Origin of the sequence: Arthrobacter globiformis, assembly GCF_030818015.1 — a bacterium.
In the GTDB taxonomy this organism is placed as follows: Bacteria; Actinomycetota; Actinomycetes; order Actinomycetales; family Micrococcaceae; genus Arthrobacter; species Arthrobacter globiformis_C.
Window position 1 is genome coordinate 4,281,351 of sequence record NZ_JAUSZX010000001.1, and the last position, 25,911, is coordinate 4,307,261.

At 67.4% G+C, this 25,911-nt stretch carries 24 protein-coding genes; 8 read left to right on the plus strand and 16 right to left on the minus strand.

Annotated elements, in window-relative coordinates; genetic code table 11:
• Positions 1-428 precede the first annotated feature (428 nt).
• From QFZ23_RS20055 to QFZ23_RS20070, 4 genes are all read right to left on the minus strand, one after another.
• The gene (locus QFZ23_RS20055; RefSeq protein WP_306925653.1) at positions 429-1,421 is read right to left on the minus strand and encodes a Ppx/GppA phosphatase family protein; all 993 of its coding nucleotides are present in this window, start codon (positions 1,419-1,421) and stop codon (positions 429-431) included.
• Positions 1,422-1,487: 66 nt separating this feature from the next.
• The gene (locus tag QFZ23_RS20060) at positions 1,488-1,937 is read right to left on the minus strand and encodes an SseB family protein (RefSeq protein ID WP_306925655.1); all 450 of its coding nucleotides are present in this window, start codon (positions 1,935-1,937) and stop codon (positions 1,488-1,490) included.
• Between the two features lie 59 nt (positions 1,938-1,996).
• The gene (topA, locus tag QFZ23_RS20065; protein WP_306925656.1) at positions 1,997-4,720 is read right to left on the minus strand and encodes a type I DNA topoisomerase; all 2,724 of its coding nucleotides are present in this window, start codon (positions 4,718-4,720) and stop codon (positions 1,997-1,999) included.
• A 174-nt stretch (positions 4,721-4,894) separates the two neighbouring features.
• Positions 4,895-5,596, minus strand: coding sequence for an ArsR/SmtB family transcription factor (locus QFZ23_RS20070; RefSeq protein ID WP_306925658.1), 702 nt, complete (start codon positions 5,594-5,596; stop codon positions 4,895-4,897).
• Positions 5,597-5,781: 185 nt separating this feature from the next.
• Here QFZ23_RS20070 and QFZ23_RS20075 point away from each other — a divergent pair, with 185 nt between their 5' ends.
• Positions 5,782-6,096, plus strand: coding sequence for a hypothetical protein (locus QFZ23_RS20075; RefSeq protein WP_306925661.1), 315 nt, complete (start codon positions 5,782-5,784; stop codon positions 6,094-6,096).
• 119 nt (positions 6,097-6,215) lie between these two features.
• On the opposite strand, the gene QFZ23_RS20080 is transcribed toward QFZ23_RS20075, so the two are convergent.
• Entirely contained in the window at positions 6,216-7,835 is a 1,620-nt protein-coding gene (locus QFZ23_RS20080; protein WP_306925662.1) for a DUF7059 domain-containing protein, read from the minus strand.
• Between the two features lie 144 nt (positions 7,836-7,979).
• Here QFZ23_RS20080 and QFZ23_RS20085 point away from each other — a divergent pair, with 144 nt between their 5' ends.
• The 3 genes from QFZ23_RS20085 to QFZ23_RS20095 all read left to right on the plus strand — a co-directional run bounded on the left by QFZ23_RS20085 (position 7,980) and on the right by QFZ23_RS20095 (position 9,728).
• Entirely contained in the window at positions 7,980-8,588 is a 609-nt protein-coding gene (locus QFZ23_RS20085) for a hypothetical protein (protein ID WP_306925663.1), read from the plus strand.
• Positions 8,589-8,598: 10 nt separating this feature from the next.
• Entirely contained in the window at positions 8,599-9,042 is a 444-nt protein-coding gene (locus tag QFZ23_RS20090) for a hypothetical protein (RefSeq protein ID WP_306925664.1), read from the plus strand.
• Between the two features lie 122 nt (positions 9,043-9,164).
• The gene (locus QFZ23_RS20095) at positions 9,165-9,728 is read left to right on the plus strand and encodes a hypothetical protein (protein WP_306925665.1); all 564 of its coding nucleotides are present in this window, start codon (positions 9,165-9,167) and stop codon (positions 9,726-9,728) included.
• Between the two features lie 58 nt (positions 9,729-9,786).
• Here the strand turns inward: QFZ23_RS20095 and trhO are convergent, their stop codons facing one another.
• On the minus strand, positions 9,787-10,683 hold the full coding sequence (trhO, locus tag QFZ23_RS20100; RefSeq protein ID WP_306925667.1) for an oxygen-dependent tRNA uridine(34) hydroxylase TrhO: 897 nt from the start codon (positions 10,681-10,683) through the stop codon (positions 9,787-9,789).
• Between the two features lie 124 nt (positions 10,684-10,807).
• On the opposite strand from trhO, the gene QFZ23_RS20105 reads away from it, so the two are divergent.
• Together QFZ23_RS20105 and QFZ23_RS20110 are read left to right on the plus strand one after the other, a co-directional pair.
• A complete protein-coding gene (locus QFZ23_RS20105) occupies positions 10,808-11,500 on the plus strand; it encodes a GNAT family N-acetyltransferase (protein WP_306925668.1) in 693 nt (230 codons plus the stop codon).
• Between the two features lie 106 nt (positions 11,501-11,606).
• The gene (locus QFZ23_RS20110) at positions 11,607-14,003 is read left to right on the plus strand and encodes a DEAD/DEAH box helicase (protein WP_306925670.1); all 2,397 of its coding nucleotides are present in this window, start codon (positions 11,607-11,609) and stop codon (positions 14,001-14,003) included.
• 121 nt (positions 14,004-14,124) lie between these two features.
• On the opposite strand, the gene QFZ23_RS20115 is transcribed toward QFZ23_RS20110, so the two are convergent.
• From QFZ23_RS20115 to ssd, 7 genes are all read right to left on the minus strand, one after another.
• Positions 14,125-14,475, minus strand: coding sequence for an Rv3654c family TadE-like protein (locus QFZ23_RS20115; protein WP_306925672.1), 351 nt, complete (start codon positions 14,473-14,475; stop codon positions 14,125-14,127).
• 41 nt (positions 14,476-14,516) lie between these two features.
• Positions 14,517-15,065, minus strand: coding sequence for a TadE family type IV pilus minor pilin (locus QFZ23_RS20120; RefSeq protein WP_306925674.1), 549 nt, complete (start codon positions 15,063-15,065; stop codon positions 14,517-14,519).
• A complete protein-coding gene (locus QFZ23_RS20125; protein ID WP_306925676.1) occupies positions 15,062-15,349 on the minus strand; it encodes a DUF4244 domain-containing protein in 288 nt (95 codons plus the stop codon). The genes QFZ23_RS20120 and QFZ23_RS20125 overlap by 4 nt, the downstream gene beginning before the upstream one ends.
• Before the next feature lie 385 nt (positions 15,350-15,734).
• Entirely contained in the window at positions 15,735-16,349 is a 615-nt protein-coding gene (locus tag QFZ23_RS20130) for a type II secretion system F family protein (RefSeq protein ID WP_306925679.1), read from the minus strand.
• Positions 16,350-16,422: 73 nt separating this feature from the next.
• Positions 16,423-17,226 (minus strand): hypothetical protein, encoded by an 804-nt coding sequence (locus QFZ23_RS20135; protein WP_306925681.1) that lies wholly within the window; start codon positions 17,224-17,226, stop codon positions 16,423-16,425.
• Between the two features lie 41 nt (positions 17,227-17,267).
• Positions 17,268-18,656 carry a TadA family conjugal transfer-associated ATPase gene (locus QFZ23_RS20140; RefSeq protein WP_373427906.1) on the minus strand — a complete coding sequence of 463 codons (1,389 nt, stop codon included), beginning with the start codon at positions 18,654-18,656 and terminating at the stop codon, positions 17,268-17,270.
• Positions 18,653-19,753, minus strand: coding sequence for a septum site-determining protein Ssd (gene ssd / locus QFZ23_RS20145; RefSeq protein ID WP_306926950.1), 1,101 nt, complete (start codon positions 19,751-19,753; stop codon positions 18,653-18,655). The genes QFZ23_RS20140 and ssd overlap by 4 nt, the downstream gene beginning before the upstream one ends.
• Before the next feature lie 308 nt (positions 19,754-20,061).
• On the opposite strand from ssd, the gene QFZ23_RS20150 reads away from it, so the two are divergent.
• Positions 20,062-21,852 carry a bifunctional 3'-5' exonuclease/DNA polymerase gene (locus QFZ23_RS20150; protein WP_306925682.1) on the plus strand — a complete coding sequence of 597 codons (1,791 nt, stop codon included), beginning with the start codon at positions 20,062-20,064 and terminating at the stop codon, positions 21,850-21,852.
• 320 nt (positions 21,853-22,172) lie between these two features.
• Positions 22,173-22,364: a YegP family protein gene (locus tag QFZ23_RS20155; protein ID WP_043417572.1), complete on the plus strand. Its 192-nt coding sequence runs from the start codon at positions 22,173-22,175 to the stop codon at positions 22,362-22,364.
• Positions 22,365-22,421: 57 nt separating this feature from the next.
• Here the strand turns inward: QFZ23_RS20155 and QFZ23_RS20160 are convergent, their stop codons facing one another.
• The 3 genes from QFZ23_RS20160 to QFZ23_RS20170 form a co-directional block, all read right to left on the minus strand.
• Entirely contained in the window at positions 22,422-23,099 is a 678-nt protein-coding gene (locus QFZ23_RS20160; RefSeq protein WP_306925686.1) for an NUDIX hydrolase, read from the minus strand.
• On the minus strand, positions 23,096-23,863 hold the full coding sequence (gene nth / locus QFZ23_RS20165; protein ID WP_306926951.1) for an endonuclease III: 768 nt from the start codon (positions 23,861-23,863) through the stop codon (positions 23,096-23,098). Before nth ends, QFZ23_RS20160 begins: the two co-directional genes overlap by 4 nt.
• A gap of 216 nt (positions 23,864-24,079) precedes the next feature.
• Positions 24,080-25,600 carry a hypothetical protein gene (locus tag QFZ23_RS20170; protein ID WP_306925688.1) on the minus strand — a complete coding sequence of 507 codons (1,521 nt, stop codon included), beginning with the start codon at positions 25,598-25,600 and terminating at the stop codon, positions 24,080-24,082.
• Positions 25,601-25,911: the final 311 nt, after the last annotated feature.

Sequence of the window (25,911 nt, forward strand, 5' to 3'; positions counted from 1 at the left end):
CAGGAAGCTCACATGGCGGTCGAAGCATTCACACACCTTCGGCCCCTAACTTAGGTATTACCTCATTGAGGGTGCGAGTGATGAAGCAAGCATGGGGATGCTTGTCAGGCACCGGCGGTCTGTAGTGGTTTTGCCCATTTTCCTGCAGCAGGCCGTCGGTGTCTTTGCTTTTTAAGCTCCCGTCCGGCTGCTGACGGATTCCCAGCCGATTTCCAGGTAAATCCCCCAGAACACCCATACTCCCTCGCTAAAGTTGAAAACGCCTCACAGGTGCGAGTGATGGAGCCGGTCCTTCGGGACTGGCGTGGCGCCGGTCGGTTGCAGAAGTGTTCCCCCCAGCTTCTTCTGCGTAACCGGCCGGCGCTTACTCGTTTCAAAGCCGAGCCCAGAGGGCAGCTCTGTGCCATCCCTGGCCGGCAGACAAGACCCTAGATGGCCGGCAGGGGTGAGACCTGCGGGACGCCTACGTGCGGTGCCGGCTCCAGCGGGCCGTCGAACACCAGCTGGTCGAGCCGCCGGAGGATGAGGCCCTCGCGCAGCGCCCACGGGCAGATCTTGATTTTCTTGTACTCGAAAAGCTCCAGTGCCGCTTCAGCCACTAGCGCGCCGGCGAGGAGCTGGTTGGCACGCGCTTCGGAGACGCCCGGCAGGTGCAGCCTGTCCTCGGACTTCATCGCAGAGATCCGCTGTGCCCAGATGCCGAGGTCCGCGCGGTTCAGGTCGCGCTTCACGTACGGGCCCGCGGCGCTGGGGGCTGCACCGGCTATCCGTGCCAGGGAACGGAAGGTCTTGGAGGTCCCTGCCAGGACATTCGCCCTGCCCACCTCGTTGAAGCTGCGGACCACCGGCTTGAGGGTGGTCCGGATGTAGCGGCGCAGTTCCTTGACGCTCTTCGCGGAGGGCGGATCCTCGTGCAGCCAGTCGCGGGTCAGCCGGCTCGCACCCAGGGGCACGGAGGTTGCAAGCTCCGGCAGCTCATCCTGCCCCAGCGCCATCTCGAAGGAACCGCCGCCAATGTCGAAGTTCAGGACAGTGCCGGCGCCCCAGCCATACCAGCGGCGGACGGCGAAGAACGTCATGGACGCTTCCTCACTGCCCGTGAGCTCCTCCAGCGTCACGGTGGTTTCGTGCTTCACCCGGGCCAGTACCGCAGGTCCGTTGGTGGCCTCGCGAATGGCCGACGTACAAAAGGCCAGCAGGTCGTCGGCCTTGTGCCGCGCCGCGAACTCCCAGGCCTCGAGCACGAACTCCGTGAGCTCGTGCTGGCCTGCGTCGGTGATGTTGCCGTCCTCATCGAGGTACTGCACCAGCGAAAGAGGGCGCTTATGCGAGGCGAAAGGCACAGGCCGTGCGCCGGGGTGGGCATCCACCAGCAGGAGGTGGACAGTGTTTGAACCGATGTCGAGGACGCCTAGCCGCATCCTGCCATTATTCCCCCCGCCGGCGCAGCGGACGCAACCCGTCGCTTACATTGCGGCCGCGATGAGTTACTCGCCTTCGAGACCCGCGGGGTTGGGGTCCACCTCATCGGCGCGCTTGAAGTCGCGCCTGATGTTGGCGATGCCCTCGGGGTTGATCTCAAAGCCGTAGGCCGCACCCGGGTTGATGACCATGCCCAGCTCATCGCCAATGTTGGCGATGATCGCCGCGCCCTGCGTGCCCAGCACGTTCGGGGCGGCCTCCAGGTACTGCGCGTCCACCCGACTGGGGTGCGAGAACACGGCAAGGACCGGCTGGCCGTCCGCGTTGCCCAGCACCAGCGGCTCAACCTGCGAGTCCTCGCCCTCGAGCGCGTCGGAGCTGATGATGTAGACCTCGTTGTTGAGGAACGACAGGATCACGTCCACCGGATCTGCGTCGGGCTGGCCGCCCCGGGCCAGCTTCTCTTCAAGGTCGTTCAGCGGCGTGGTATCTGCGGGTTCCGGCTGTTCAGTCATGCATCTACTCGACCACGTCACAGGGCACGACGCAATTCGCCCCGCTATTCCAGCGGGCTCTACTTCTTCGCTGCAGCCTTCTTTGCCGGGGCCTTGCGCGTGGTGGTGCGCTTGACCGGGCCCTTGGCCCGTTTCTCGGCAAGAAGTTCGACGGCGCGTTCCCGGGTCAGTTCCTCCAGCGAGGTGCTGCGGGGCACGGTGATGTTGGTGATGCCGTCGGTGATGTACGGACCGAAGCGGCCCTCCTTCACCACGATGTTCTTCTCCGACACGGGGTCCGGACCGAACTCGGCCAGCGGCGGCACCGCGGCTCGGGCACCGCGCTGCTTGGGCTGGGAGTAGATTTCGAGCGCCTGCTCCAGGGTGATGGTGAAGATTTCCTCTTCCGACCCGATGGACCGTGAGTCCGTACCCTTCTTCAGGTACGGGCCGAAGCGGCCGTTCTGCACGGTGATCGGGTTGCCTTCGGCGTCCTGACCGAGGACCCGCGGAAGGCTCATGAGCTGCAGCGCCTCGTCCAGCGTGACTGATTCCACGGTCATCGACTTGAACAGCGAACCGGTGCGCGGCTTGGCCTTGACAGGCTTCTTCGGCGGCTTGGGTTTGCCGTTCTTGTAATACTCGACTGGCAGGTTGGCCAGCTGCTCCTCGGTCATCTCCGGGATGATCTCGGTGACGTAGGCGCCGTACCGGCCGTTCTTGGCGACGACCGTGTGGCCTGTGTGCGGATCGGCACCCAGGACCCGCTCCTCGGGAGCCGCGGTTTCCATGAGCTCCACTGCCTTCGCGGCGGTGAGCTCGTCCGGGGCAAGGTCCTCCGGAACGTTGGCGCGGGCGGACTCCACCACTTCGCCGGTCTTGGGGTCCACCGTGGGCAGCGAACTCTCCAGGTAGGGTCCGAACTTGCCCACGCGCAGCGTGATGCCGTCCGCGATGGGCACGGAGTTGATCTCGCGGGCGTCGATCTCGCCCAGGTTGTTCACGATGCTGAGCAGACCGGGATCGGCATCTTCACCGTAGTAGAAGTGCTTGAGCCAGGCCGCGCCCACAGCCTGGCCGTTGGCGATCTTGTCCAGGTCGCCTTCCATGTCGGCCGTGAACTCGTAGTCCACATAGTCCGTGAAGTGCTGTTCGAGGAGCCGCACCACGGAGAACGCGATCCAGCTCGGCACCAGTGCTGAGCCCTGCTTACGCACGTAGCCGCGGTCCTGGATGGTGGAGATCGTGGAGGCGTACGTGGACGGGCGTCCGATGCCCTTCTTTTCCAGCTCGGCGGTCAGGGAAGCTTCCGTGTAGCGCGGCGGCGGCGAGGTTTCGTGGCCGACGGCGATGATCTCCGAGGCGGTCAGTCCGTCACCCTTTGCGACGTTCGGCAGGCGGCGGGCCTCGTCGGAATCGTCGTCGCCGCGGCTTTCGTCCTTGCCCTCTTCATATGCGGCCAGGAAGCCGGGGAACGTGATGACCGTGCCGGAGGCGGAGAATTCGGCGTCGCGGCCGTCGGAGGCCACCGCGCCCAGGCGGATGGTGGCCGTGGAGCCCTTGGCATCACCCATCTGCGAGGCGACGGTGCGCTTCCAGATCAGCTCATACAGCCGGAACTCGTCGCCGCTGAGCTGCTTGGCAACCTGCGCCGGGGTGCGAAAGGAGTCACCGGCGGGACGGATGGCCTCGTGGGCCTCCTGCGCGTTGGCGGCCTTGCTGGTGTAGACGCGCGGCGACTGCGGAACGTATTCGGGGCCGTACAGCTCGGCAGCCTGGCGGCGCGCGGCCGTGACGGCCTCGTCGCTCAGCGCCGAGGAATCCGTACGCATATAGGTGATGTAGCCGTTCTCATACAGCCGCTGGGCGATCTGCATTGTGCTCTTGGACGAGAACCGCAGCTTGCGGCCGGCCTCCTGCTGCAGCGTGGAGGTGGTGAAGGGCGCTGCGGGGCGGCGCGTGTACGGCTTGGTGTCCACCGAGCGGACGCGGAAATCGGCGTCCTGCAGGGCAGCGGCCAAGGAGGTGGCGAGTTCCTCGTTGAGGTGCGCAACGTTGCGCAAGGTGAGTTCGCCGTCGTCATTAAAGTCCCGGCCGGTGGCCACCTTGGCACCGTCAACGGCGGCGAGCTTGGCCTTGAAGGAGCCGGCATCGGCACCGAACTGCCCGGTCAGGTCCCAGTAGGACGCGGACTTGAACGCCATGCGCTCCCGTTCGCGGTCCACCACCATGCGTGTGACCACGGACTGCACGCGGCCGGCGGACAGCCCGCGCGCCACCTTGCGCCACAGCACCGGGGAGATCTCGTAACCGTAGAGGCGGTCCAGGATGCGGCGGGTTTCCTGCGCGTCAACCAGGGCGGCGTCGACGTCGCGCAGGTTGTCCATGGCGCGGTGGATGGCTTCCTTGGTGATTTCGCCGAAGGTCATCCGGTATACGGGGACCTTGGGCTTCAGGACCTCCAGGAGGTGCCACGCGATAGCTTCGCCCTCGCGGTCCCCATCGGTTGCGAGGTAGAGCGCGTCGGCGTCTTTGAGCTGGGCCTTGAGCTCGGCCACCTTTTTCTTCTTGTCCGGGGAGACCACGTAGTAGGGCTTGAAGTCGTTTTCGACGTCGACGGCGAACTTGCCGAGGGAGGTCTTCTTCAGGTCCGCGGGGAGCTCGGACGGCTGCGGCAGGTCGCGGATGTGACCGATGGAGGCCTCAACGATGAAGCCCTCGCCCAGGTACTTGGCGATGGTCTTGCTCTTGGCCGGAGACTCCACAATCACGAGTTTCTTGCCGGTTTTGGCCTTGCTTGGCACAGTGCTCCTACAGAAAAAGGTTGCTCGGGCAGATCAGCCCATATTGGCCTAGTTCACCATATTTTGCAGAATTCTGCGCTGTCATGTGGAAAACGGTGGCCCCCGTCACGGCCGGGACTGCCGGCCGCACGGCCAGGTCCCAGCGGGCCGGCACAGGCCCGTCCCCCACGCCCGTCAGGTGCCGCCGCGGCCGCCTGGTGCCCCCGGCAGAGTGCGGTCGTCCGGAATCATGGACCACATGGTGGCGATCCGCTCGGCGCCCGGTGGAATGCGGTTGGGATCGTCCAGCTCATAGTTCCGGAGCAGCTCAAACACCCTTTCCGTCAGTTCTCTGCGCTGCCCGGCCGTGAGGTAAAGAAGGTTGCTGGCGAGCAGCACCGCCGGCGCCGGCTCCCCAGACTCACCGCTTTGCCGCTGTTCGTCCCGGGCACGGGCGTAGGCGCTGGCGCGGCGGCGGAACGCATCCAGTTCGAGGTCGATCACCGCAAAGTCCGGGCCGGCCACTGCCCCGCCCGAGTTGATCGCAAAGTCCGTGCCCGCGGCCTTCCACCGGCGTTCGCGGGCGTCGGTCGACGCCTCGGCCGGAACCACGATGCCCCACTTCTGCAGCGCCCGCAGGTGGTAGCTCATCGCACTGGGGGTGAGCCCTGTCTGCTGGGCAAGTTCCGTGGCCGTGCGGCTGGACTGCGTGGAGTACAGCTCGGAAATGACCTCCAGGCGGGCTGCATGGGCCAGGGCCCGGATCGCCTTGGGGTCGGTGATTTCCACCTTCTTTTCCGGCCGGCTCCTGCGCCGCACCCCGACTTCCGGCGTCGTCGCTGCAGCTGCAGCCGGCGGGGTTTCCGCTGGTTCCGACGACGGCGTATCAGTACTCACTTCATCAGTCTACGCAGCACAAAGGAGCTCTGAAGGAAATGCTTGATATCCCCGGTTTTCGGGCAGTCGGCTTGCTTCGGAAATAGTAAGCATGCTTTGCTTACTTCCGTAAACAGACCTCCCGCAAGCAGTTCGCGGCGGGGCCGCCAGCGTTGGCGGTCCCGTGAGAAGCCCAAAGGATGACCGTGATTACCCTCGACGAAGACACTCTGACCCCGGCAGCCCCGCCCGCCGGCCACTTGACGGGCGCAAGCCTGGATGCCAGAGCCGCCACCCGAGGCTCCCTGCTGGCTGCAACCGGTACCCCGCGGCACTGCCGGCGGCCCATGAAGCGTCTGGATCAGGAGTTCTCCCTGGAAATGGCCATCAGGGTGGACGGCCAGCGCCTGATCCGCTCCGTAAAGGCCGTTGGTGCAGCCGACGCTGTGACCTACCGCTGCATGTGCGGCTTCACCATGGACGTCCCCGCCCCCGGGATGGGCCGGGCCGCAGCCAACTGACAGCGCCTCCGCCTTCCCAGCGCGAACGTACACTTGAGCACCCCTGAAGGGGCCGCAAGTGTCCGTTCGCGCTTCATGCCGGGCCGCAAGTGTCCGTTCGCGCTCTCCGGGCTTGCGGGTCAGTCCGGCACAACAGGCAGCAGGAATCCGTCCCGGACCAGATTGGCCACTTCGGTGAGCAGGCCGCTGCGGAAGGCATCGCCGTCGAACCCCTCCGTCCCGCCCAGCAGCGCCTCAAGGGCGCCGATAATCTGTCCGGCGGTCAGGTCGCCGTCGCACGCGGAGACGAAGCCCGCCAGCTCGGTGCTCAGCAGGTTGGTGCGGCGGAGGCCGGCTCCCTGGCGCAGCAGGATGACGCCGGGGTGTTCGGCGCCGGGGCGCTGGTGACGCTCCTCGGTGACGTCTTCGGCCACGAGAAGGTGGGCGGCGGAGACGTCGTGGGCCGCCAGCCAATCAGCGCGTTCCACCGCCGCCCCCAGATGCGGCCCGACCGGCTGTTCAATCGGATAGGTGATCTCCTCGAACCGGCGGATTCGCCGCTCACCGGCCGGCCGGCGCAGGAAGACCATGCCAAAGCCGATCCCGCCGACATTCCGCGACGCGAAGTCCGCCAGGTACGCGGCATAGGCCTCCTGGTAGTGCCGGCGGTCCCGGGTTTCCGAGGCGTCCTGCAGCCACGTCTCGGCGTACTGCTCCGGCCCCACCTGTTCGCGCTGGATGAACCACGCGTCCGTGTCCGGACCGGCCCAGCTTTGCGGCCGCTCATCCCACGCCGACCCCTCCGGGATCTCCCAGTTGCCCAAAAGCTGGGCCGTTCCGCCGGGGGCGAGCACATCAGGCAGGGAGCGGATGAGCGACGCCACGATGTCGTCCCCCGGCAGGCCGCCGTCGCGGTACGTGAACTGGTCGGCCGCGGCCTCACCCGCAGTGCGCGGCGTGATGACGAACGGCGGATTGGACACGACGAGGTCAAAAGCCTCGCCGGCAACAGGCTCGAGGAGCGATCCGAGCCGCAGGCTCACCCGCTCTGCCGGCCGCGCCGGATCAATGGCCAGGGCCTCGGCATTGAGCAAGAGATTGAAGCGCGTGAATGCGAGGGCGCGCTCCGAGATGTCCGTGGCCGTGACGTGGCCGCTGTGCTGCAGAAGATGAAAGGTCTGAATGCCGCAGCCAGTGCCCAGGTCCAGTGCTCTGTCGGCGTGGCGGCGGATGGTGGTCTGGACGAGGGTGGTGGATGCCTGCCCGATGCCCAGGACATGGTCGTGCCTGAGGACGCCGGGCCGCTGGTGCGCAGCGAGGTCGCTGGCCACCCAGATCTCGGCGCCGCCGTTCCCGCCCGCGTCCCAGCCGTAGGGACGCAGGTCCGCTTCGGCGGCAACCTCGGTCCCCGTGATTTTCGCCAGCCCAAGCGCCGCCAGGCCTTCGGCGCGGGTCCGCGGCAGCGCACCGTCCAGCACCTCAGCTTCCTGCGGAACGGCCAAAAGCCAGAAACGCACGACGGCGGCCAACGCTGCGGTGTGCGCCTCGCCGGCGGCTGCTGCTTCAGTCGCGATCAGTGCCGGGATGAGCTGGTCCCGGTTCAGGGCCGCGTACGCGGATTCCCCCAGCAGTTCCCCGACGCCCGCCAGGGTGTAGCCCACCTCGCGGAGGTCCGAGGCCAGGGCCTGCAGGAGGTCGGGCAGGTCGCTGCGGGGCGCGTCGGGAGTGTTGCCGGCGGTGAAGTGCGTTGGTTCGGTCACCGGCCAAGTCTATTTCCCGGCCATGCCTGCGTGCCGGTCCCGATCCTTTTCGGTCTCCTCCGGCAGCGGACTCGGGTATGGCATGTGGAGCCTCATTATCGTCGGCGCCTGATTGTTGTCCGCGCCTGAAGCTACAGTGGGGCCATGCTCGGAACCCAGGCAGTGGCGGCCGACCCCGATTGGCTGCGGTACGCGGCGGCATTCGCACCGCTGCTCGCCGCCGTCATTGCTGCCTGGATCGCGTGGCGCACGCTCGCCCACCGGCGCGAGGCGGACCGGCGGGACGAATGGTGGAGGCGGACGCAGTGGGCCATCGACCTTGCCATGGACCGCGACTTCAGCAGGGCAATCGTGGGCCTGGTGGCGCTGAAGCACCTTGCGGCCAGCGATCTGTGCATCGACGAGGACTACGAGATGCTGGACAAGATCGGAGGCACCAAGATCGATGCCCTGACCCTGTCCGAGGAGAGCGCCAGGCGCCAGGCCTCGAAACCGCAGCCCACGGAATCGCAGCCCCCACATCACGAAGCTGCGGCACCGCGGGCCCCGCAGCAGGGAACTGCGGTGCCGCCGGACGCCGCGGCACGGACCACAGTCATTCCTGTGACCTTGGAGTCCCGGGGCGAGCGGGTGCTGGCGACCTCCGCAGGCATGGCCAAAGTGCTGACTGAGGCGGACAGGCTTGTCTCTTTTGTGGCCTCACTGCGGAGCGGGAGGAGGGGGACGGAATCCGGCGGCACCTCAAACGGGTAAGTTTGAAGTCATGGCTGAACGTTGTCCTCTGATTTCCCGTGCCTTGAGCGGGGCGGCGGCGTCCGCCGTCATACTGCTGGCAGCTACTGCCTGCTCCCCCGTGGTGTCGATCGAAAATGCCGATGTTCCGCAGTGGCGGGCCACCGCCCTGCCCTCCGACGGCCAGGCAGTGCTGGAGGACTCCGGCAAGATCCTCAACCGGGACAGGATTATCCAGGCGGCGGCCAGCGTTCCGCCGGGTGACTACACGCTGACCATTACCTGCGACGGCGGCGGCAAGGCGTTCTTCGCCGTGACGCTCGCCGGCAAGGAACTGACGGAAGCCGGAGCGGCCTGCAATGGCAGCCGCGAAACCACGACGATCACCGTACCGAAGGCCGGGCAGATGGAGATCAGCGCCTCCAGCGTGGACGCGCCGCTCCTGTACGCCTACCATCTGGTTCCGGCGCGTTAAAGCAGGCCACAGTCAGCGGCGAAGCCTCATGGATCTCACAGCTTCGGGCCGGCCCGGGAGAATTTTTTCTCCCGGCGGATTGCCATCTATACCGGCGCCGCCGGCAGGCTTAAAGTCGGGGTATGCCCACGGTGCGGATAGCCTCCGCGCATCGTTTCCTGGGGCGGGCGCAACGCACGTTTTGGCTGCGGGCGCCGGCACCCGCCGTCGTGCTTTTCTTTGTGCTGGTGGCGGCCGTTCTGGGCGGCTGTGAATACAGCTACGACGACGGCCGGGGCGAACTTCCGGCCGCCGCCCCTGTGGTAACGGATCCCGTGCTGCCGCGCGATCCGCTGGAGAACGTGCCGGTGGCGGGTCAGCAGCTCACCGAGTGGGCGGAGGAAGTCCTCCCCGACGCCGAGGGACAGGTCTTCCACACAAGCTACGGCAGCGTTGCCAGGGGCCAAAGCAAGACAGAATCCACCAAGCAGCTGCCGGGCGGCACGTACTCCCTCACGCTCGCGTGCCGGAGCGAGCGGCGGGTCTCATTCACAGTCCGCGACGCTGAGTTCGCCCTGGTGGACCTGAGCCTCCGGTGCGGCACGTCGCGCGTCAACGTGGTGCACCTGTCCGAGGACTCCGTGCTTCGGGTGACGGTAGAGGCCCGGTCGGACGCCAATTTCGCCTACCGGATCAGCCGGATCTGACGCTGCATCTAAGACGCGGCCGGGCCCGGACTGCTGGGGCCGCAGCCGTACCTCCTGCTCAGGCGGCGGCGCAGCCGTCCGGACAGCGCAGGGTCTCGGGGCTGGCCGCGCACACTGCGCAGTACAGCGTGAGCGTCCGGCAGCTGGGGTTCGAACAGTTCTCGAACTTGCTCGTGGGCGCCTGGCACCGGACGCACTCGCCGATGGTTTTGGCGTCCTCACTGAATTCGAGGTGCATGCGCTTGTCGAAAACGTAGAGGGAACCTTCCCACAGGCCTTGGTCCTTGAACTTTTCCCCGTAGCGCACGATGCCACCGTCCAACTGGTACACCTCTTTGAAGCCGCGGTTCACCATGAGGCTGGACAGCACCTCGCAGCGGATGCCTCCGGTGCAGTAGGTGACGACCGGCTGGTCCTTCAGGTGGTCGTACTTGCCGGAGTCGAGCTCGGTGATGAAGTCGTGGGTGGTAGCGACGTCAGGGACAACGGCGTCCTTGAACTTGCCGATCTGTGCTTCGAACGCGTTGCGGCCGTCGAAGAACACGACGTCCTGGCCGCTGGCCATCTTAGCGTCGACGAGTTCGTGGAGTTCCTCGGGCAACAGACGCGTCCCGCCTCCCACGACGCCTTTTTCGTCCACCTTCAGCTCACCGGGAGCACCGAACGAAACGATCTCGTCGCGAACCTTGACGCTCAGGCGGGGGAAGTCCTCCGCACCCCCGTCGGACCATTTGACGTCGATGCCATGGAAGCCCTTGTATTCACGGGTGGTTTTCACGTACTGCTTTACGGCCCCGATCTCCCCGCCGACGGTGGCGTTGATGCCGTCCTTGGAGATGAGGATCCGCCCGGTCAGGCCGAGCTTTTCGCACAGGGCACGCTGCCAGAGCCGGACAGCGTCCGGGTCTGCGATGGGAGTAAAGCCATAAAAGAGTACGATTCGGTTCAAAGCCACGTATTTAAGGGTACTTGGTGGCCGCCGGGGACGGATTCGGACCGAGGAAAAGCCGCCTATCACAATTGCATAAGCAAGCGCCAAAGCCCTGTTGCTTATGACAGCGCTGGAATACTCTCATCACATGACGCCAGAAGCCATGGTTGGAGACATCACTCATCTGCTTGAAGTCTGGGTAGCCGGTTGGGCTGCTTGCCGGGGCTATGAGACGCGCACCGAGGGACGGTTCCCCGCCGCCTTGCGTGCGGACACGACCGGGGACTGGGAATATTTCGCCTCCGATCCTACGGACGCGGAATTCGCGGACCTGGCGGCAAAGACTGCCGAGGCCCCCAAACGGGTCCTGACCGTCCTGACCAATGATGTGGGACGCTACAAGCTCCTGGCTGAGCAACACAACCTCAACGCCACGTCAGCATCCCAGACCATGATGGTCGTGGACATGGAAACCCAGGACTCCGAGGACCCGTGGCTCTCGGACGACGACCTGTCCCTGAAAACGTGGGAGTCCGACGGGGTCCACTTCGCCGAAGTGCGCTCGGGCGACACTTTGGCGGTGAGCGGCCGCGTGGTGGTCATCAACGGCACCGCGGTGTTCGACAAGATCGTCACCGAACCCTCCTTCCAGCGCCGGGGTCTGGGTAGCTTCATCATGAAGGCGCTGGCGGCGCAGGCGTTCTCCCACGACGTGGAGGACGGACTTCTCCTGGCGTCCCTGGATGGACAGAAACTGTATTCACATCTGGGCTGGTCCTCGGTGTGCCACGTGCTGATGCTCTCCGCCTGCGATGAGGGATCCGACCTCTCCGTGGTCTGACCCTTCCTGCCGTTCCGGCCTTCCGGGTTCCGTAGCGGGTCAGCTGTTCTGTGCCGGTTTCGCTGGTCCATGCGGGCGATTTTTGCCCGGATGAAAGAATGTTGGGGTGAACCCCCATGACTCGCTGATTCCGTTGCTGGGCCGTGGCCCAGACCCGGAGCAGCTCCGGCATGTGCGGACCATTCCAGCGCGCGCCGCCGTGCACGAACCATGGCCGGACTGGGCCCACCCGGACTTGGTCGCGGCCTACGGCAAACTCGGCATCCACCAGCCCTACCGGCATCAGATCCGGGCAGCAGACATTGCCCACGGCGGCAGGCACGTGGTGATCGCCACCGGCACGGCATCCGGGAAATCCCTGGCCTACCAGCTGCCGGCCCTCGACGCGATTCACCGGTCCGAGCTCCGCGTCCTGTCGGACCCGGGAAAAATCCATGACGACGGCGCTGTGACGCTGTACCTTTCGCCCACCAAGGCGCTGGCGGCAGACCAGCTCGCAGCCATTAGGTCCCTGAACCTCCCAACCGTCCGGGCTGAAACCTACGACGGCGACACCGATCAGGCCTCCCGCCGCTGGATCCGCGACCACGCGAACTTCATCCTGGCCAACCCCGACATGCTGCACTTCGGCATCCTGCCCAACCACGCCTGGTGGGCGGGGTTCTTCCGGCGGCTCCGCTACGTGATTGTGGACGAGGCGCACAGCTACCGCGGCGTATTCGGTTCCCACGTGGCCAACCTGATGCGCCGGCTGCGGCGCATCTGCGCCTACTACGCGGCCGATGGCAACTCTGCCGGACCGGTCTTCATTGCGGCGTCCGCCACTGCCTCCGAGCCAGAGAAGTCCTTCGGCCGGCTCATTGGCGCCACGGTCCAGGGAGTCTCGGAAGACTCTTCGCCGCACGGATCCACCACAGTGGCATTCTGGGAACCGGCGTTCAGCGAGGTGCGCGGCGAGAACGGTGCCAAGGAACGCAGGACGGCGGTGGCCGAGACAGCTGACCTTCTCGCGAACCTTGTCTCGGCACGGGTCCGGACCATCGCGTTCATCAAGTCCAGGCGTGGCGCCGAAACCATCTCTTCCATCACCAAACGGCTCCTTGACGAAGTCGACCCCAGCCTGCCGCAACGCGTGGCGGCCTACCGCTCGGGATACCTCCCGGAGGAACGCCGCGCCCTGGAAAGGGCACTGCGGACCGGGCAATTGCTCGGCATTTCCAGCACCTCGGCCCTTGAACTGGGGATCGACATCTCGGGGCTCGACGCGGTGCTGGTGGCCGGCTGGCCTGGCACCCGGGCGTCCCTCTTTCAGCAGATCGGCCGCGCCGGCCGCGCCGGACAGGACGCCATCGCCGCCTTTGTGGCCAGCGACGATCCCCTGGACACCTATCTGGTCAATCATCCGGAAGCCATCTTCGATGTGTCCGTCGAGGCCACAGTCTTTGATCCGTCCAACCCCTACGTGCTAGGCCCGCACCTCTGTGCCGCTGCCGCCGAGCTCCCCCTTGGCGTGGCCGAGCTGCCGCTGTTCGGAGCCACTGCGGAGAAACTCCTGGGGCAGCTTGTGGCACAGGGGTACCTGCGGAGGCGCCCGGCCGGCTGGTTCTGGACCCACCCGCAGAGCGCGGCCGCCATGGTGAGCCTGCGGGCCGACGGCGGCGGGCCAGTCAGCATTGTGGATGCCGACACCGGTTCGCTGCTGGGAACCATGGATTCGCCGCAGACGCACTATCAGGCCCATACCGGGGCCGTGTACGTCCACCAGGGTGACAGCTACGTGGTGGAGGACCTGAACGAGGACGATCACTGCGTGGTGGTACGCCGGGCCAACCCCGACTACTACACGACAGCCCGGGACGTCACGCAGATCGAGGTCCTCGAGACGCAGCGGACTGCGCAGTGGGGCGATGTTGCCGTCCACTTCGGTGACGTCAAGGTCACTACTCAAGTGGTCTCCTTTCAGCGGAAGGCCCTGATTTCCAATGAAGTCCTGGGCGAGGAACCGCTCGACCTGGGAGCCCGGGACCTGTTTACGAAGGCCGTGTGGTTTGTGGTGGAGAACCGGTCACTCACAGGCGCCGGACTCATTGAAGCCCAGTTCCCTGGCGCCCTGCACGCGGCCGAGCACGCCGCCATCGGACTGCTGCCGCTTGTTGCCTCGAGCGACCGCTGGGACATTGGTGGGGTTTCAACCGCAATCCATGCCGACACCGGCGTGCCGACGATTTTCGTGTACGACGGGCACCCGGGCGGTGCCGGTTTTGCCGAGCGAGGCTTCGAGAAAGCCAAGGTGTGGCTCTCGGCCACGAGAGACGCGATCGAGGCCTGCGAGTGCGAATCCGGATGCCCGTCCTGCGTCCAGTCGCCGAAATGCGGCAACAAGAACAACCCGTTGGACAAGGACGCGGCAGTCACCCTTATCGATGTCCTGCTGAAGGATGCGCGGGACGGGGCAGCGCCACAGGATTCCAAGGCGGCCGCACCGGCGCCGAACGCGGTCTAGGTTACGACCGCCGTCCAAATGACGCCGGGTCAGGCCAGGAACCGTCCCCGAACAGTGATGCTCAAATCCCGTCTAACCCGGTGCTCTTTTGGAGCTCCGTGCCCTTAGGAGCCAGCCAAGCTTAGGGCGGCGGTCCTGCCCTGGCGCGGCCGGTGGCGACGCCTAGGAGGGGCCCAGCAGGCAGCTCGGTGCTGACTTCGACGGACTGGTCGCCTCCCGCGATGCAGCTGACGAGCGTTGCTTTATGGCGGGCAGCCACCGCGGCAGCCACGGCGCAAGGCTCCCCCGCTGAAACACCGCGGAGCGCGTCCGCCGCGGCCAGCGCAGCGAGGTCGGCCGATGCAGCAGCCCTGGACGCCGCCGCCGACGCCTGCGCCAGCAAAAGGAGCAGGGACATGACCATGACAACCACCATGCCGAGCCCCGCGGCCAGCACAGTGCCCGATCCGCGTTCGGATTCAACTCCGGACACCGGATTCCTGCGCTGGCCGTGGGGCTGTTGACGCTCCCGGCTCACAGTGGCCGCCCGGCAGTAATGCCGTATCCATGCCCTGCCCGTGCCGCCTGCGCCGGGAGTTCCGTTCCAGGAGACGGCGCCGATGATGCCGTTTCGCTGCGTGCCTCTGCCCTGGCTGTCAGCGTCCACGGCACCATGCGTCCCAGGGGTCCCGCCGCCCGGTCCGACACTGTGACGCTCATCCATTCGCCGCCGGGCACCAGCGCCGACGAGGCCGAAGGGCCTGCCAGCTTCCGGACGATACCGTCGACGGCGGCAGGGTCTTCACCCCGCGCGAGTGCCCTGGCGCCAGCCCGGGCCGCATCCTCCAGCCGCAGCTGGGTGATTCCCGCCGCAGACCCCGCCAGCAGCATCGCCAGAAGCAGCAGGACCGCCGGAAGAGCCACCGCAAATTCCGCGGTCACCGCGCCGCGGCTGTTCCGGTGCTGGCTCTCGGCGCCGCGGGCCTTCCCCTGACCGCGGCTGCCGGCCTTGTCTCCGGATGGCTTCCAGTGCTGCCGGCGGGACTCAGGTCCGGCCGCTGTAAGGGTCCGCGGAGGTTTCACGGCAGGGCCAGCGCCGTACGGATCAGGTTGAGCAGGAAGCCACGGACTTCGTCGCTTCGCAGGATGAACACCAGGAGCCCGGCGAAACCCACCGCTGCCAGCGTGGCGATGGCATATTCGGCGGTCGCCATGCCGGCTTCCGAGCCCATCAGACGCCTGCGTGACCGGGGCTTCACCCGCGGCGCCATGCTGGCGCCCGGGTAGATCTCCCGCACATCGGCTTCTTCGGAATCCTGGCGCAGGGGCCGGGCGGCTTCACCCGGGATGTGGTGGTTGAGGGACATGAATTTTCCTTTCTGGAGTTCCGGCGAATTACCGGTGCATTCGACTCTCCCGTCCGCCGTCCGGACCGGTAAGGCCTGAACTTCCCTAAGTGGAAAAGCAGACAGACTGGCCGCATGTGGAGGGAAAGTGCCGGTGCATCCGCGGCGGCCGCGCGGCAGTGTGGCCGCACGGAAGCGTGAAAAATGTGACAGCAGCAAATGCATGGCAGCGCGAAAAAGCTTGCTGCGGGGACCAGTCTTAGCGCCGGGCAAAAAGCGCCAGCGTGGCCGAACCTGCGACCGGAAACGGACATGCGTCAGGAACAAAGGGTCAGCCCCCGGGCATGCGGCACGGGACATTGCGGCGCGTCTCCCGCACCAACCCGGCCCAGTCGTTAGAGGGAACTCAGCTGCCCGAGGGAACCAGGGCAAGCAGCACAGGAACGACCCCCAGGCATATGAAGGCGGGCAGTGAACAAAGCCCCAGCGGAACCACCAGCTTCACCCCGAGGGAAGCCGCGCGCTTCTCCGCGGCCCGGAAGCGTTCCCGCCTCATTCTGGCGGCCTGGGCATAAAGAATTGACGACGACGGCGCACCGGTCAGAGCGGCGAAGCCCAAGGCGTCCCGGAGGGCCAATAGTTCCGGCGAGCGCACGTCCGAACTCCGCCAGGCGGTCTCCCAGTCGGCTCCAATGGCCATGGCTCCCACAACGGGCCGCAGGGCGCGACCGTACTCAGGTGAGGCCACAGAAGCCACCAGCTCCAAGGCTCGTCCGATACCCGCACCTGCGTGGAGCATCGCGGCAATCAGCTCGAGCATCATGGCAGTATCCCGCAATCCCGGTGACTGCTCCGAGCGGCCCTGAGAGCGGTCGTCCCCAGCCGCGACGCCGCTACCCGCCGCCAGTCCGCTCCGGCGGAGGAGCCCTGATCTCACGTGAGCGGTTCCGCTAAAGGCGAGGCCTGCGGCGGCCGCAAGGGCCAGGGAGATGAGGGCAGCAGCCAGAACTGATCCGCTCATTGGCCTGATCCGGTCACGCAGAGGCAGCCCGTCCGGCGTTTCTTCATGCCGGGGTAACCCGGCTGGCGCGTCTTCATGGCGCAGCTGCGCCGGCCGCTGCCCGCACGAGCCTTGCGGACCATATGCGGCCGGCGACGGTCAGTCCGGTGCCGGCGACCAGCGCCGCCACCCCGAACGGTGTGCCCAGCAACATCGCCAGCGGGTCCACGCCGAGGCAGACACCCAGTCCCAGTCCCAGCAGGGGGAGCCAGGTCAACAGCGCGACCGTTGCCTTCGGTCCGGCGAGCGCCGTCTGCCGGGCTGCTTCGGCGTCGTCTTCCACCTCGAGCTGGGCCGCAAAGCGCGTCAGGACGTCGGCCAGCGGACAGCCGCTGGCGGCCGCTATCTCGAAGCAGGCTGCCAGCTCAGCCCAGACCCGCGGCTCACGGCCGCCCGCTCCATGACGCGGGGACGAACAGGCCGACCGTATTGCCTCGGCTACCGGGGCTCCCCGCAGTGCCGCTCCCCTGGCGGCGGACAGGACAGCCGCCGATCCGGGGCTGAGCCGTTGCCGGCGGGGGTCGTCATCTGCGGAGCCCTGCTCCACGTAGAGCTGCCACAGTTCGTCCCACAGCCGCGACGGGGACCGGCCGCCCTTCAACAGGGCAGCCAGTTGCTGAACCACAACCGTCAGGGACACGAAGTTCTCCCGGCGTCGGCCACGGGCGAGGCCAAACCCGCCTTGGTCCGTCGTGGCGGGCCGGCCGTTACGGCGAACACGTCCACCGGCCAAACCGCTGAGGCCGAGGGCAATGCGTGCGCGCCGAACCGGCCCCCGCGCCGGTCTCAGTATCAGCCACCCGGCAAGCAGCAGTGCACCAACAAGGGCCGCGGTCATGCTGCTGCCCTGCGGGCCCCGCGTTTTTCGCTCATGCTCCCCTAACCGTCCTGTCCCGTTGACACGGCTGTCCCGCCGGACTGCGCCCGCTCCGGCCTGCCCGCTGCTGGCCCGGCCAGGCCTTCATTGGGGACGGTGCCTGCCTCCAGCGCCAGGCCAGGATCGAGGACCAGGCGCTCGGCGAGGGCCGCCCATGCGGGCCCGGGAACTGGACTGCCGGCTGAAACGTCCAGGGCCACGGCGACGTCCAGGCCACCGGCCCGCTCGGTAAGGATGCCGATGCACGCGACGTAGCGTCCGTGTCTCGACCGGGCCACATGCACTACCACATCAAGGGCGCTGGCAACCTGCAGGCGGACCGCTTCCTGCCCAAGCCCGGCGAGCGCTCCGAGAGCGGTGAGCCGGGCCGGAACCGCGCTGGCGGCGTTGGCGTGGATTGTCCCGCCGCCTCCCGTGTGGCCGGTGTTCATGGCTGTCAGGAGTTCGCGCACCTCGGAGCCCCGGCACTCACCCACAATCAGCCGGTCCGGCCGCATCCTCAGGGCCTGGCGGACGAGTTCCCCGAGGTCCACTTCGCCGCCTCCCTCGAGGTTTCCGTGCCGTGATTCCAGCGAGACCACATGCGGGTGTACGGGGTTCAGCTCCGAGGCATCCTCGATCAGGACCAGCCGCTCCCCCGGAGGGCAAAGCCCCAGCAGGGTGGACAGTAAGGTGGTCTTTCCGGAGCCGGTGGCTCCGCTGATCAGGAAACTCAACCGCTGCTCCACCATGCGCTCCAGAACGCATTGAACCAGTGGCCCAAACATGCCACCGGCCCGGAGCTCGTCCATGGTGAAGACCTGTTCCCGCCGGATCCTGATGCTGAGCAGCGTGCCCGCCGCCGAGATGGGCGGCAGGACGGCATGGACCCGGTAACCGCCCTCGAGCCGCACATCCACGCACGGCGATCCGTCATCAAGCCGCCTGCCGCCTGATGCCACCAGCCTGGCGGCAAGTGCCCTGAGCTGCGCCTCCCCCGCGAAGGTTACGGATGTCCGTTCGATGCCGTGGCCCCTGTCCTGCCAAACGGAGTCCGGGGCGTTCACGAAGACGTCCGTGACCAACGGATCCCGGACCAGGTGCTGCAGCGGCCCGAGGCCGTTGAGCTCAGCGCTAATGCGCTCAGCGGCGGCAAGGGAACCTGCCGTGCCCAGCAGCTTCCCGGTGGCCTGCACCGCAGCCGCCACCCGGGACGGGGTAACCGGCCCGGCTTCGGCCATGACCGACTCGCGGACGGTCTCAAGAAGCCCCGCGTCCAGGACCCGGGCCGTACGCCTGCGCCCGGCAGTCTCGGCGAGCGCGGCGCGGGAAACAGGTGCACCGGGAAACCCAGGCGCGGAACGGACACCGGCATCTGCACCGGCTGTGGCCCCTCCAGAGTGAGCACTCACCGGAAGTCCCCGCCCTGCAGATCGCCGGCGAGGAAGCCAAGCACTGAGGAAGCGAAACGCCGCACGCTCTTCCGCCTGCCCTGGTCGAGCAGACGGCCAAGCTCGGTGGCCGAGGCCGTGCCCCGCACCTCGGGCATCACGCCGTGCAGGGGGAGCCCCACGGATTCGGCGACCAGTGCGGCGTCCAGCGCAACCCCCGCCTTTCCCCTGATGACCAGGGCGGATTCGACGGGCGGAAGCTCCTGCAACAGCCGTGCGGCGGCGACTGCAGCCTTCAGGTGGGCGGGGACGACTACCAGCAGGCGGTCGCAATCCCAGGCGAACGTGCGCAGCGGCTCGGCGTTGCGGCCGATATCGACAATCACCACCTCGTAGCCCCGCCGCGCGGCGTCGAGCACGCCTCCCACGGTGACCGGGTCCACGAGGGGCGGCCGTTCCCTGCTTCCGGGCCACGACAGAAACGAGAACCCGCCGGCGATGGGCAAGGCGTCCGCGAGCTGCTGCGGGTCAATGCTGCCACTGGCATCGGCCAAATCCGGCCAGCGGAGACCCGGCGATTCCTCCGCGGCCAGGGCGAGTTCGAGTCCGCCGCCCCAGGGATCGGCGTCCACGAGCAGGACCCGTGCACCGAGTTCGGCTGCTGACTGCGCAAGCCATGCAGCGGCGGTGGTGGCACCCGCCCCTCCGCAGCCGCCGGTAACACCGAGCACCAAGCCTCCGGCCTCGGGTGAACGGGACCGGCTGAGGTACTCGGCCAGCCAGGCGGCGGCGTCGGGAAGGACGGCGACGCGTTGTGCACCTAGGGCAGCGCCCAGGTGCCAGAGCGTATCCCCTTCCCCGCTCAGGCCGACCAGTACAGCTGGCGCGCGGCGCCGGGGCGGAAGTTCACGGACATCGCTGCCGACCAGGACGTCGGAGGCGGAATCCCAGAACGGCGCGGCCTCCGCCACATCGTCCACCACCCGGAGCCGTCCGCCGGCGGCCGCGACAATCCGTTCCACTTCGCCCCGCAGGAATTCAAAGCCCGTGACGAGCAGGACGTCGCCGCTGTCAGCAGGGAGCCAGGTTCCGGGTTCAGAACCTGGCGACAGGCCCACCGGAGCCGGCCTGCGCTGTGCATCAGGCACGGCAACATCAGGCACGGCAGCATCCGGCAGCGCGCTATCAGGGTCTGATGGGAGTCGCCGGTTCCGGGCGTGGTGCCTGCTCATGCAGCAACTGTGCCCAACGGAACCACCGCCTGTCAGAGTCGCATGGCTGTATGTGGAAAACCGGCCGCCCGGCTCCTTGTTGAGGACAGGAGCGGCAAGGCTTCGCAGACACAAGGCTTCGCAGACAAACAAGGTAGCGCCCAAGAAGTCGACTGCGACGCCGAACAGCACGGCGGCAGGGCAGAATTGGAAACATGTATCTGTTGCTCGCCGCCCACCCCGACGGCGCAGCCATACAGGAACTCACGGCGGCAGGCCTCCCCCATCCCGACAATCCGGAACCCCGGATCGTCAGCTCGGCCCCGCCATCCATTCACCCCGGGGCGCAGACCGCACCCCAGACCGCACCCGACGACGGAACCGGGCTCGCCGCCGTCGTCCGCGAGCTCGAGAGGCGGCGTCCTCGCTGGATCTGGCACCGCACCCAGGACTGGTACCCGTCACTGCTGGCGGCGGGCGTCGACGTGGAGCGTTGCTACGACCTCTCCTTGTGCGGCGCCATCCTGGCCCATTCCGAATTCACTGCCCACACCCCGTACGCCCGAAACGCCGAGAAGCTCACGCAGGACGACGACCTGCAGCCGCCGCGGCTCCTCCAGCCGCCCCCTCCGCCCGCGGACCAGGGAGCGCTCTTCGACGACCCCGGCGCGGCCACCAAACCGCGGCAAACCCTCGCTGAACTGCGTGCCGAATACGCCGCGCAGCAGGATGCCCTCGCAGCCGCCACCGGAGTCGCAGCGGGAGCAGCCGCCGCAGGAGACGGTAACCGGCGGCAGCGGCTCCAGCTCCTCCTCGCCGCCGAGTCGGCCAGCGCCCTGGTGGCAGCGGAAATGCAGCATGCCGGCGTGCCCTGGCGCGAGGAGCTGCACGAGCACATCCTGGCGGAGCACCTGGGCCCGCGGCCTCCGCTTGGGCACCGCCCGGCCAAGCTTGAGGCCCTCAACACCGAACTCCGAGGCCTGCTGAACGCCCCGGCACTGAACCCGGACTCGCCACAGGAGCTGATGCGCGCCCTGCATCGCAACGGCATCGAGGTGAAGTCCACGCGGCAATGGGAACTGAAGGGGTCCAGCCACCCGGCCATCGCGCCCCTGCTGGCCTACAAGAAGCTGTCGCGGCTGCACACCGCCAACGGTTGGGCGTGGCTGGACGCCTGGGTGCGGAACGGGAGGTTCCGGCCCGAATACGTGGTGGGCGGAGTGGTATCGGGCCGCTGGGCGTCACGCGGCGGCGGGGCTCTGCAGATTCCCCGCCAGGTCCGCGGCGCCGTGCATGCAGACCCGGGGTACAAGCTCATCGTGGCGGACGCGTCCCAGCTGGAACCCCGTGTCCTTGCCGCCCTCGCCCAGGACTCGACCATGGCCGAGGCCGCCCGGGACCAGGATCTCTACGCGGGAATCGCCGCCAAGGGGTTCGGCGGCGACCGCAGCAAGGCAAAAATGGCCCTGCTGGGGGCCATGTATGGCGCCACCTCCGGCGAGGCAGGCCGCCTAATGCCGCAGCTGGCCCGGACCTACCCGCGCGCCGTGGGTTTCGTCGAGCGCGCCGCCCGCGACGGCGAAGCCGGCAGGACCGTCAGCTCGCGCCTGGGACGCAGCAGCCCGCCACCGTCGGAACGGTGGTTCCTCAGCCAGCGGTCCACCTCTGCGGAGGAGCAGCGCCGCGCCGACGCGATCGCCCGTTCCCGGGGACGTTTCACGCGCAACTTCGTCGTCCAGGGTTCGGCGGCGGACTGGGCCGCCTGCTGGCTGGCGGAATTGCGACGCCGGCTGCGCACCATGCGTGCCACCGGTTCAGCAACCGGGGAACTCGTGTTTTTCCTGCACGACGAGGTCATGGTCCACGCCCCCGACTCCGCCGTGGACGACTGCATCAGCGCCATCGAGGAAGCAGCCAACGCAGCCAAGGAGCTGCTGTTTGGCCCCATTCCGGTCGAGTTCCCGGTGAGCGTCGCCGTCGTCGACTCCTACGACAACGCAAAGTAATCCGGCCGCCAGAGCCGGCCCAACCGAAACGGCGTACTTTGACGCGCAACGAGCCGGCCGCCGTCGTAATTCACGACGGCGGCGTCTCCAAAGTGCCCGCGACGGCACACCTGCCGCCCGCAGGGGCAGGACAATAGCCGGTGCACACGGGAAACAAAAGTCACATCCGCCCCATACGGAATAAGCGGTTGTACTGAGTAATGTACCGGCGGGTAGTTCGCATCATGTGGCGTGGGCCACTAAGCTCGATGGTGGCCGGGCAGTGGCAATAAGTTGGCTCGGCACGTGCGACGAAGCATCAGCAGGGGGTTTCCACGCCAATGGCGGGCAAGTTTGAAGTTCACCAGGATAGCGATCAGTCCTACAAGTTCCGACTCATGGATGGGGACGGAAACATCGTGGCAGAGTCGCCGCGGTTCAAGAGTGTTTCGGGAGTAGTGGCCGGCATCAACGCATTGCGCGAAAACGCCGCCACCGGCCTGGTGGTGGATCTGCGGAAATCGCAGCACTGACCCTGGCGGGATAGCCAGCCGGAACACCAGCCGCGGACGGGCCAGCCAGCAGTACCGTCAGAGGTCCAGCGGGTGAAGCCTGGTCCTGTCCCATGGAACGGCCCAGGCCAACTGGTCGAACAGTTCGTTCAGAATCATGCCTGTAAAGCCCCAGACTACAAGGCTGTTCACGGTGAACGCCGGGCTCTGGAACGTCTGGTTCATGCGGGTCACGGCCGCCATGGTGCGGTTCTCGGGGTCCAGCAGATCGCGGACCGGCACCCGGAAGACCTGGGCGGACTCGCCGTAGTCCACCACCCGGACCGGCGACGGCGAAGCCCACCAGGCCAAGACAGGGGTCACCAGGAAGTTTCCGCGCGGAAGGGCCAGTTCCGGCAGGGCACCCAGCACTTCGACGCCGGAAGGGTCCACGCCGGTCTCCTCCTCCGCTTCCCGAAGCGCGGCCTCCACCGGCGTCTCACCGACATGGATACCGCCGCCGGGAAATGCCACCTGCCCGGGATGGTCATCAAGGGTGTGGGCACGTTCCAGGAGCAGGACGTCGAGGTCGGCGGCCACGAGCGGCTTACCGGAGGCTGCGGGCACATCGTCCAGGGCTCCGAAGAGGATCAGAACGGCCGCTTTGCGGACAACGGACTCGTCAACGGTGAGCTTTTGCCAGTAAGGATTCCGGGCAGGACCGGTTCCCGCCCGGATTGAATCGACGAGGTCCACCAAATCCTGGCGCGCTGTCATTGAGTCCTCCGCTGCGATTCCATCCGGATTTCGGCGGCGCGGTGCGTCTCGGCCAGCAGCTTCTCCAGGAGCTCCTCGTTTCCCGGCGCCAGTTCGTACTTCAGCAGTTTCGCGGCCTTGGCTGGGTTCGTCTCGCCCGAGCCAAAGCTGGGGCACCAGTTGGCCACGGCGCAGGCCCCACAGGCCGGCTTGCGGGAATGGCACACCCGCCTGCCGTGAAAGACCACCCGGTGGGACAGCATGGTCCAGTCCCTGGGCTCAAACAGCTCCGCCACGTCGGACTCGATCCTGACGGGGTCGTCCGACTCCGTCCAGCCGAAGCGCCGCGCCAGCCGCCCGAAGTGGGTGTCCACCGTAATGCCCGGAATGCCGAACGCATTGCCCAGCACCACGTTCGCGGTTTTCCGTCCGACGCCGGGAAGCGTCACCAGGTCTTCCAGACGGCCGGGCACCACGCCGTCGTACTCGTCCACCACCCGGTTCGCCAGCGCGAGCAGGTTCCGTGTCTTGGCGCGGAAAAACCCCGTCGGCTTGATGATGGCTTCCAGCTCCGCGGTGTCCGCTTCCGCCATGGCGCGGGCGTCCGGGTAGCGGGAGAAGAGCAGCGGCGTGATCAGGTTGACCGTCACGTCAGTGGTCTGCGCGGAGAGCACCGTGGCCACGAGGAGCTCGAAGGGGTTCCGGAAGTCGAGCTCGGCGTGGGCATACGGGTACTGCTCGGCGAGGGCCCGGTTGATCCTGCGCGCCCGGCGCTTCAGGGCCAGGGGCGACTCGCCGGAACGGGCCGGCGGGCTAGCCGCCGCCCCGTTTTCGGCGGGGAGGGCACCGGCTGGAACTTCGGCGGCGATGGCGTGCCCGCCGATCTCCGTTGGAGCATCGGCCGGAACAACGGCGGCCGGAATCTCCGCGGGAGCAGGAGCCACAGGGACGCCGTCCGGCGTGCCGCGCCGGCGCGAAGCTGAGTCGGCCACGGCGGCCGGCTAGCCGCGCTCGATGTTGCTGAGGTCGCGCAGGACGCCCACCCGGCCGTCCGTGTGCTGGACCAGGAACTCGTCCCCGCGGTCTTCGAGGGCCAGGACCCAGCCACCGGGCTCGATCCCGAACAGCGGTGCGCCCGTGCGCTCGTCAACGGCAGTGCGGTGCTGTGCCACAGCGAACCAGAAGGCCTCGTGGACCTGTTCCTGTTCGGACTCCTCCGGCCGGCTCGCCGGGTCAACGGTGGCACCGATCGGTTCCTGCGACCTCGCCTGCTGCGGAATGTCCACCCTCGGGTGAACGGCGGTGGCAGGCGTGGCCGAGGCCGCCCGTGCCGCCTCCTCCGCGGCTTCACCTGCAGCAGCGTCGGACTTGCTTTCGGCCACGGGGGCTTCCGCAGCGGGCGCCTCCGTGGCTGCCGCCTCCCTGCCGACTGAATTTGCGCCGGCCGCAGGGGCGGTCGTGGCTGCCTCCAGCTGGGTCTGCTCGGCCTCGGGGGTGGCTGGCTGGGCGCCGGCGGCCTCGGCCTCGGCGGACGGCACTGTGCTCGTCTGTGCGGCGCCACCCGTCTGCACAGACGGCACGACGGCGGCCGGTCCCGTTTCCGGTGCGGCGGCGGCGCTGCTGGCCGCGTTAGCGGCGGGCCATATTCCGGTCGCGGTGCCGGAGGCCCCGGCCTGGGCTGCACCGCCCCCCGGCTGGCCGACCGCCGTCGCACCGTGGGAAGCGGATCCATGGGAAGCGGAACCGTGGGAAACAGGACCGCGGGATTCAGGACCCGTAGAAGCCGCACCTGCGCCCGCAGCGCTGCCGGACAAAACACCGGGCGAAGCAGCGCCCGCGGAAGCACCGGTGGAAGAAGCACCCGGCGCAGCAGCGGCAGGCTTCGGCTCCTTGGATGATTTGGGCTTGCGCACCGGAACGGCCGAGTCTCGCGCCATGATGTGGGCCGGCACCTCGGCGCGGTCCAGGAAGTCGCCGGCGAAGAACGGGATGTAACGGGCCAGCACTGTGGCGGCCAGCAGCACAAGGGAGCCGATCAGCGCCACCAGCAGGCTGGGCGTGTACGCTCCGGCAACGGACAGGAAGAAGAAGCCGACCGCAAACGAGGCAACCACCGAACCGAACTGGTCCACGGAAAGGGATCCGATCCGGACCTTCGTGTCAGGGGCGAGCCGGCGGGCGGCAAACAATGCCGCAACAATGAGCGGCAGCACCACGCCGAGCCCCAGGAAGAACAGGCTTCCGAGGTTCCACAGGTTGTAGCGCACGGCGAACATCGGAATCAGCGATGCAACGAAGAGAACCAGGGTGGCTGCGAAGACGGTCAGGTCACGGACGGTGAAAGGTCCGGCAACGGCCTCATTCCGCACGCCTTGCTGCTTCATGAAAGTCGGCGCAGCGCTGTGCGCTTCCGGCCGCCCGGACGATCCTGCCCCGTGCGGTGCCTGGCCTGCGCCCTGCTGGGCAGGACCCGCCTGGCCGACGCCCTGCTGGCCCGGCTGGCCCTGGCTTTGCTGATTCATTCTGTTCTCCTTAGCGTGGCGGCGCCCGGACTGGCGTCCGCTGCGTGATTCCGCCCTACGGCCGGAGCCTGACCACAAGCGGTCTGGCTGCCTCCGGCCACTGTCACGAGTCCATCTCAGCCTAGCCAAGTGGAGGATGCTTCACTAGCTGACTGGCCGCGGTGCGGCGTGCTCATGGAAGCCGCACAGCTGTCCCAAAGAACCGTTCACCGCTAAATGGGCACCGCTCACGGCCGTTCGTGTGACGCGGCCCACGCGCCGAAGCCTGAGGCGCTAGTCTGGTTTCGGAACAGCTCTTTGCGGTGCGTCCG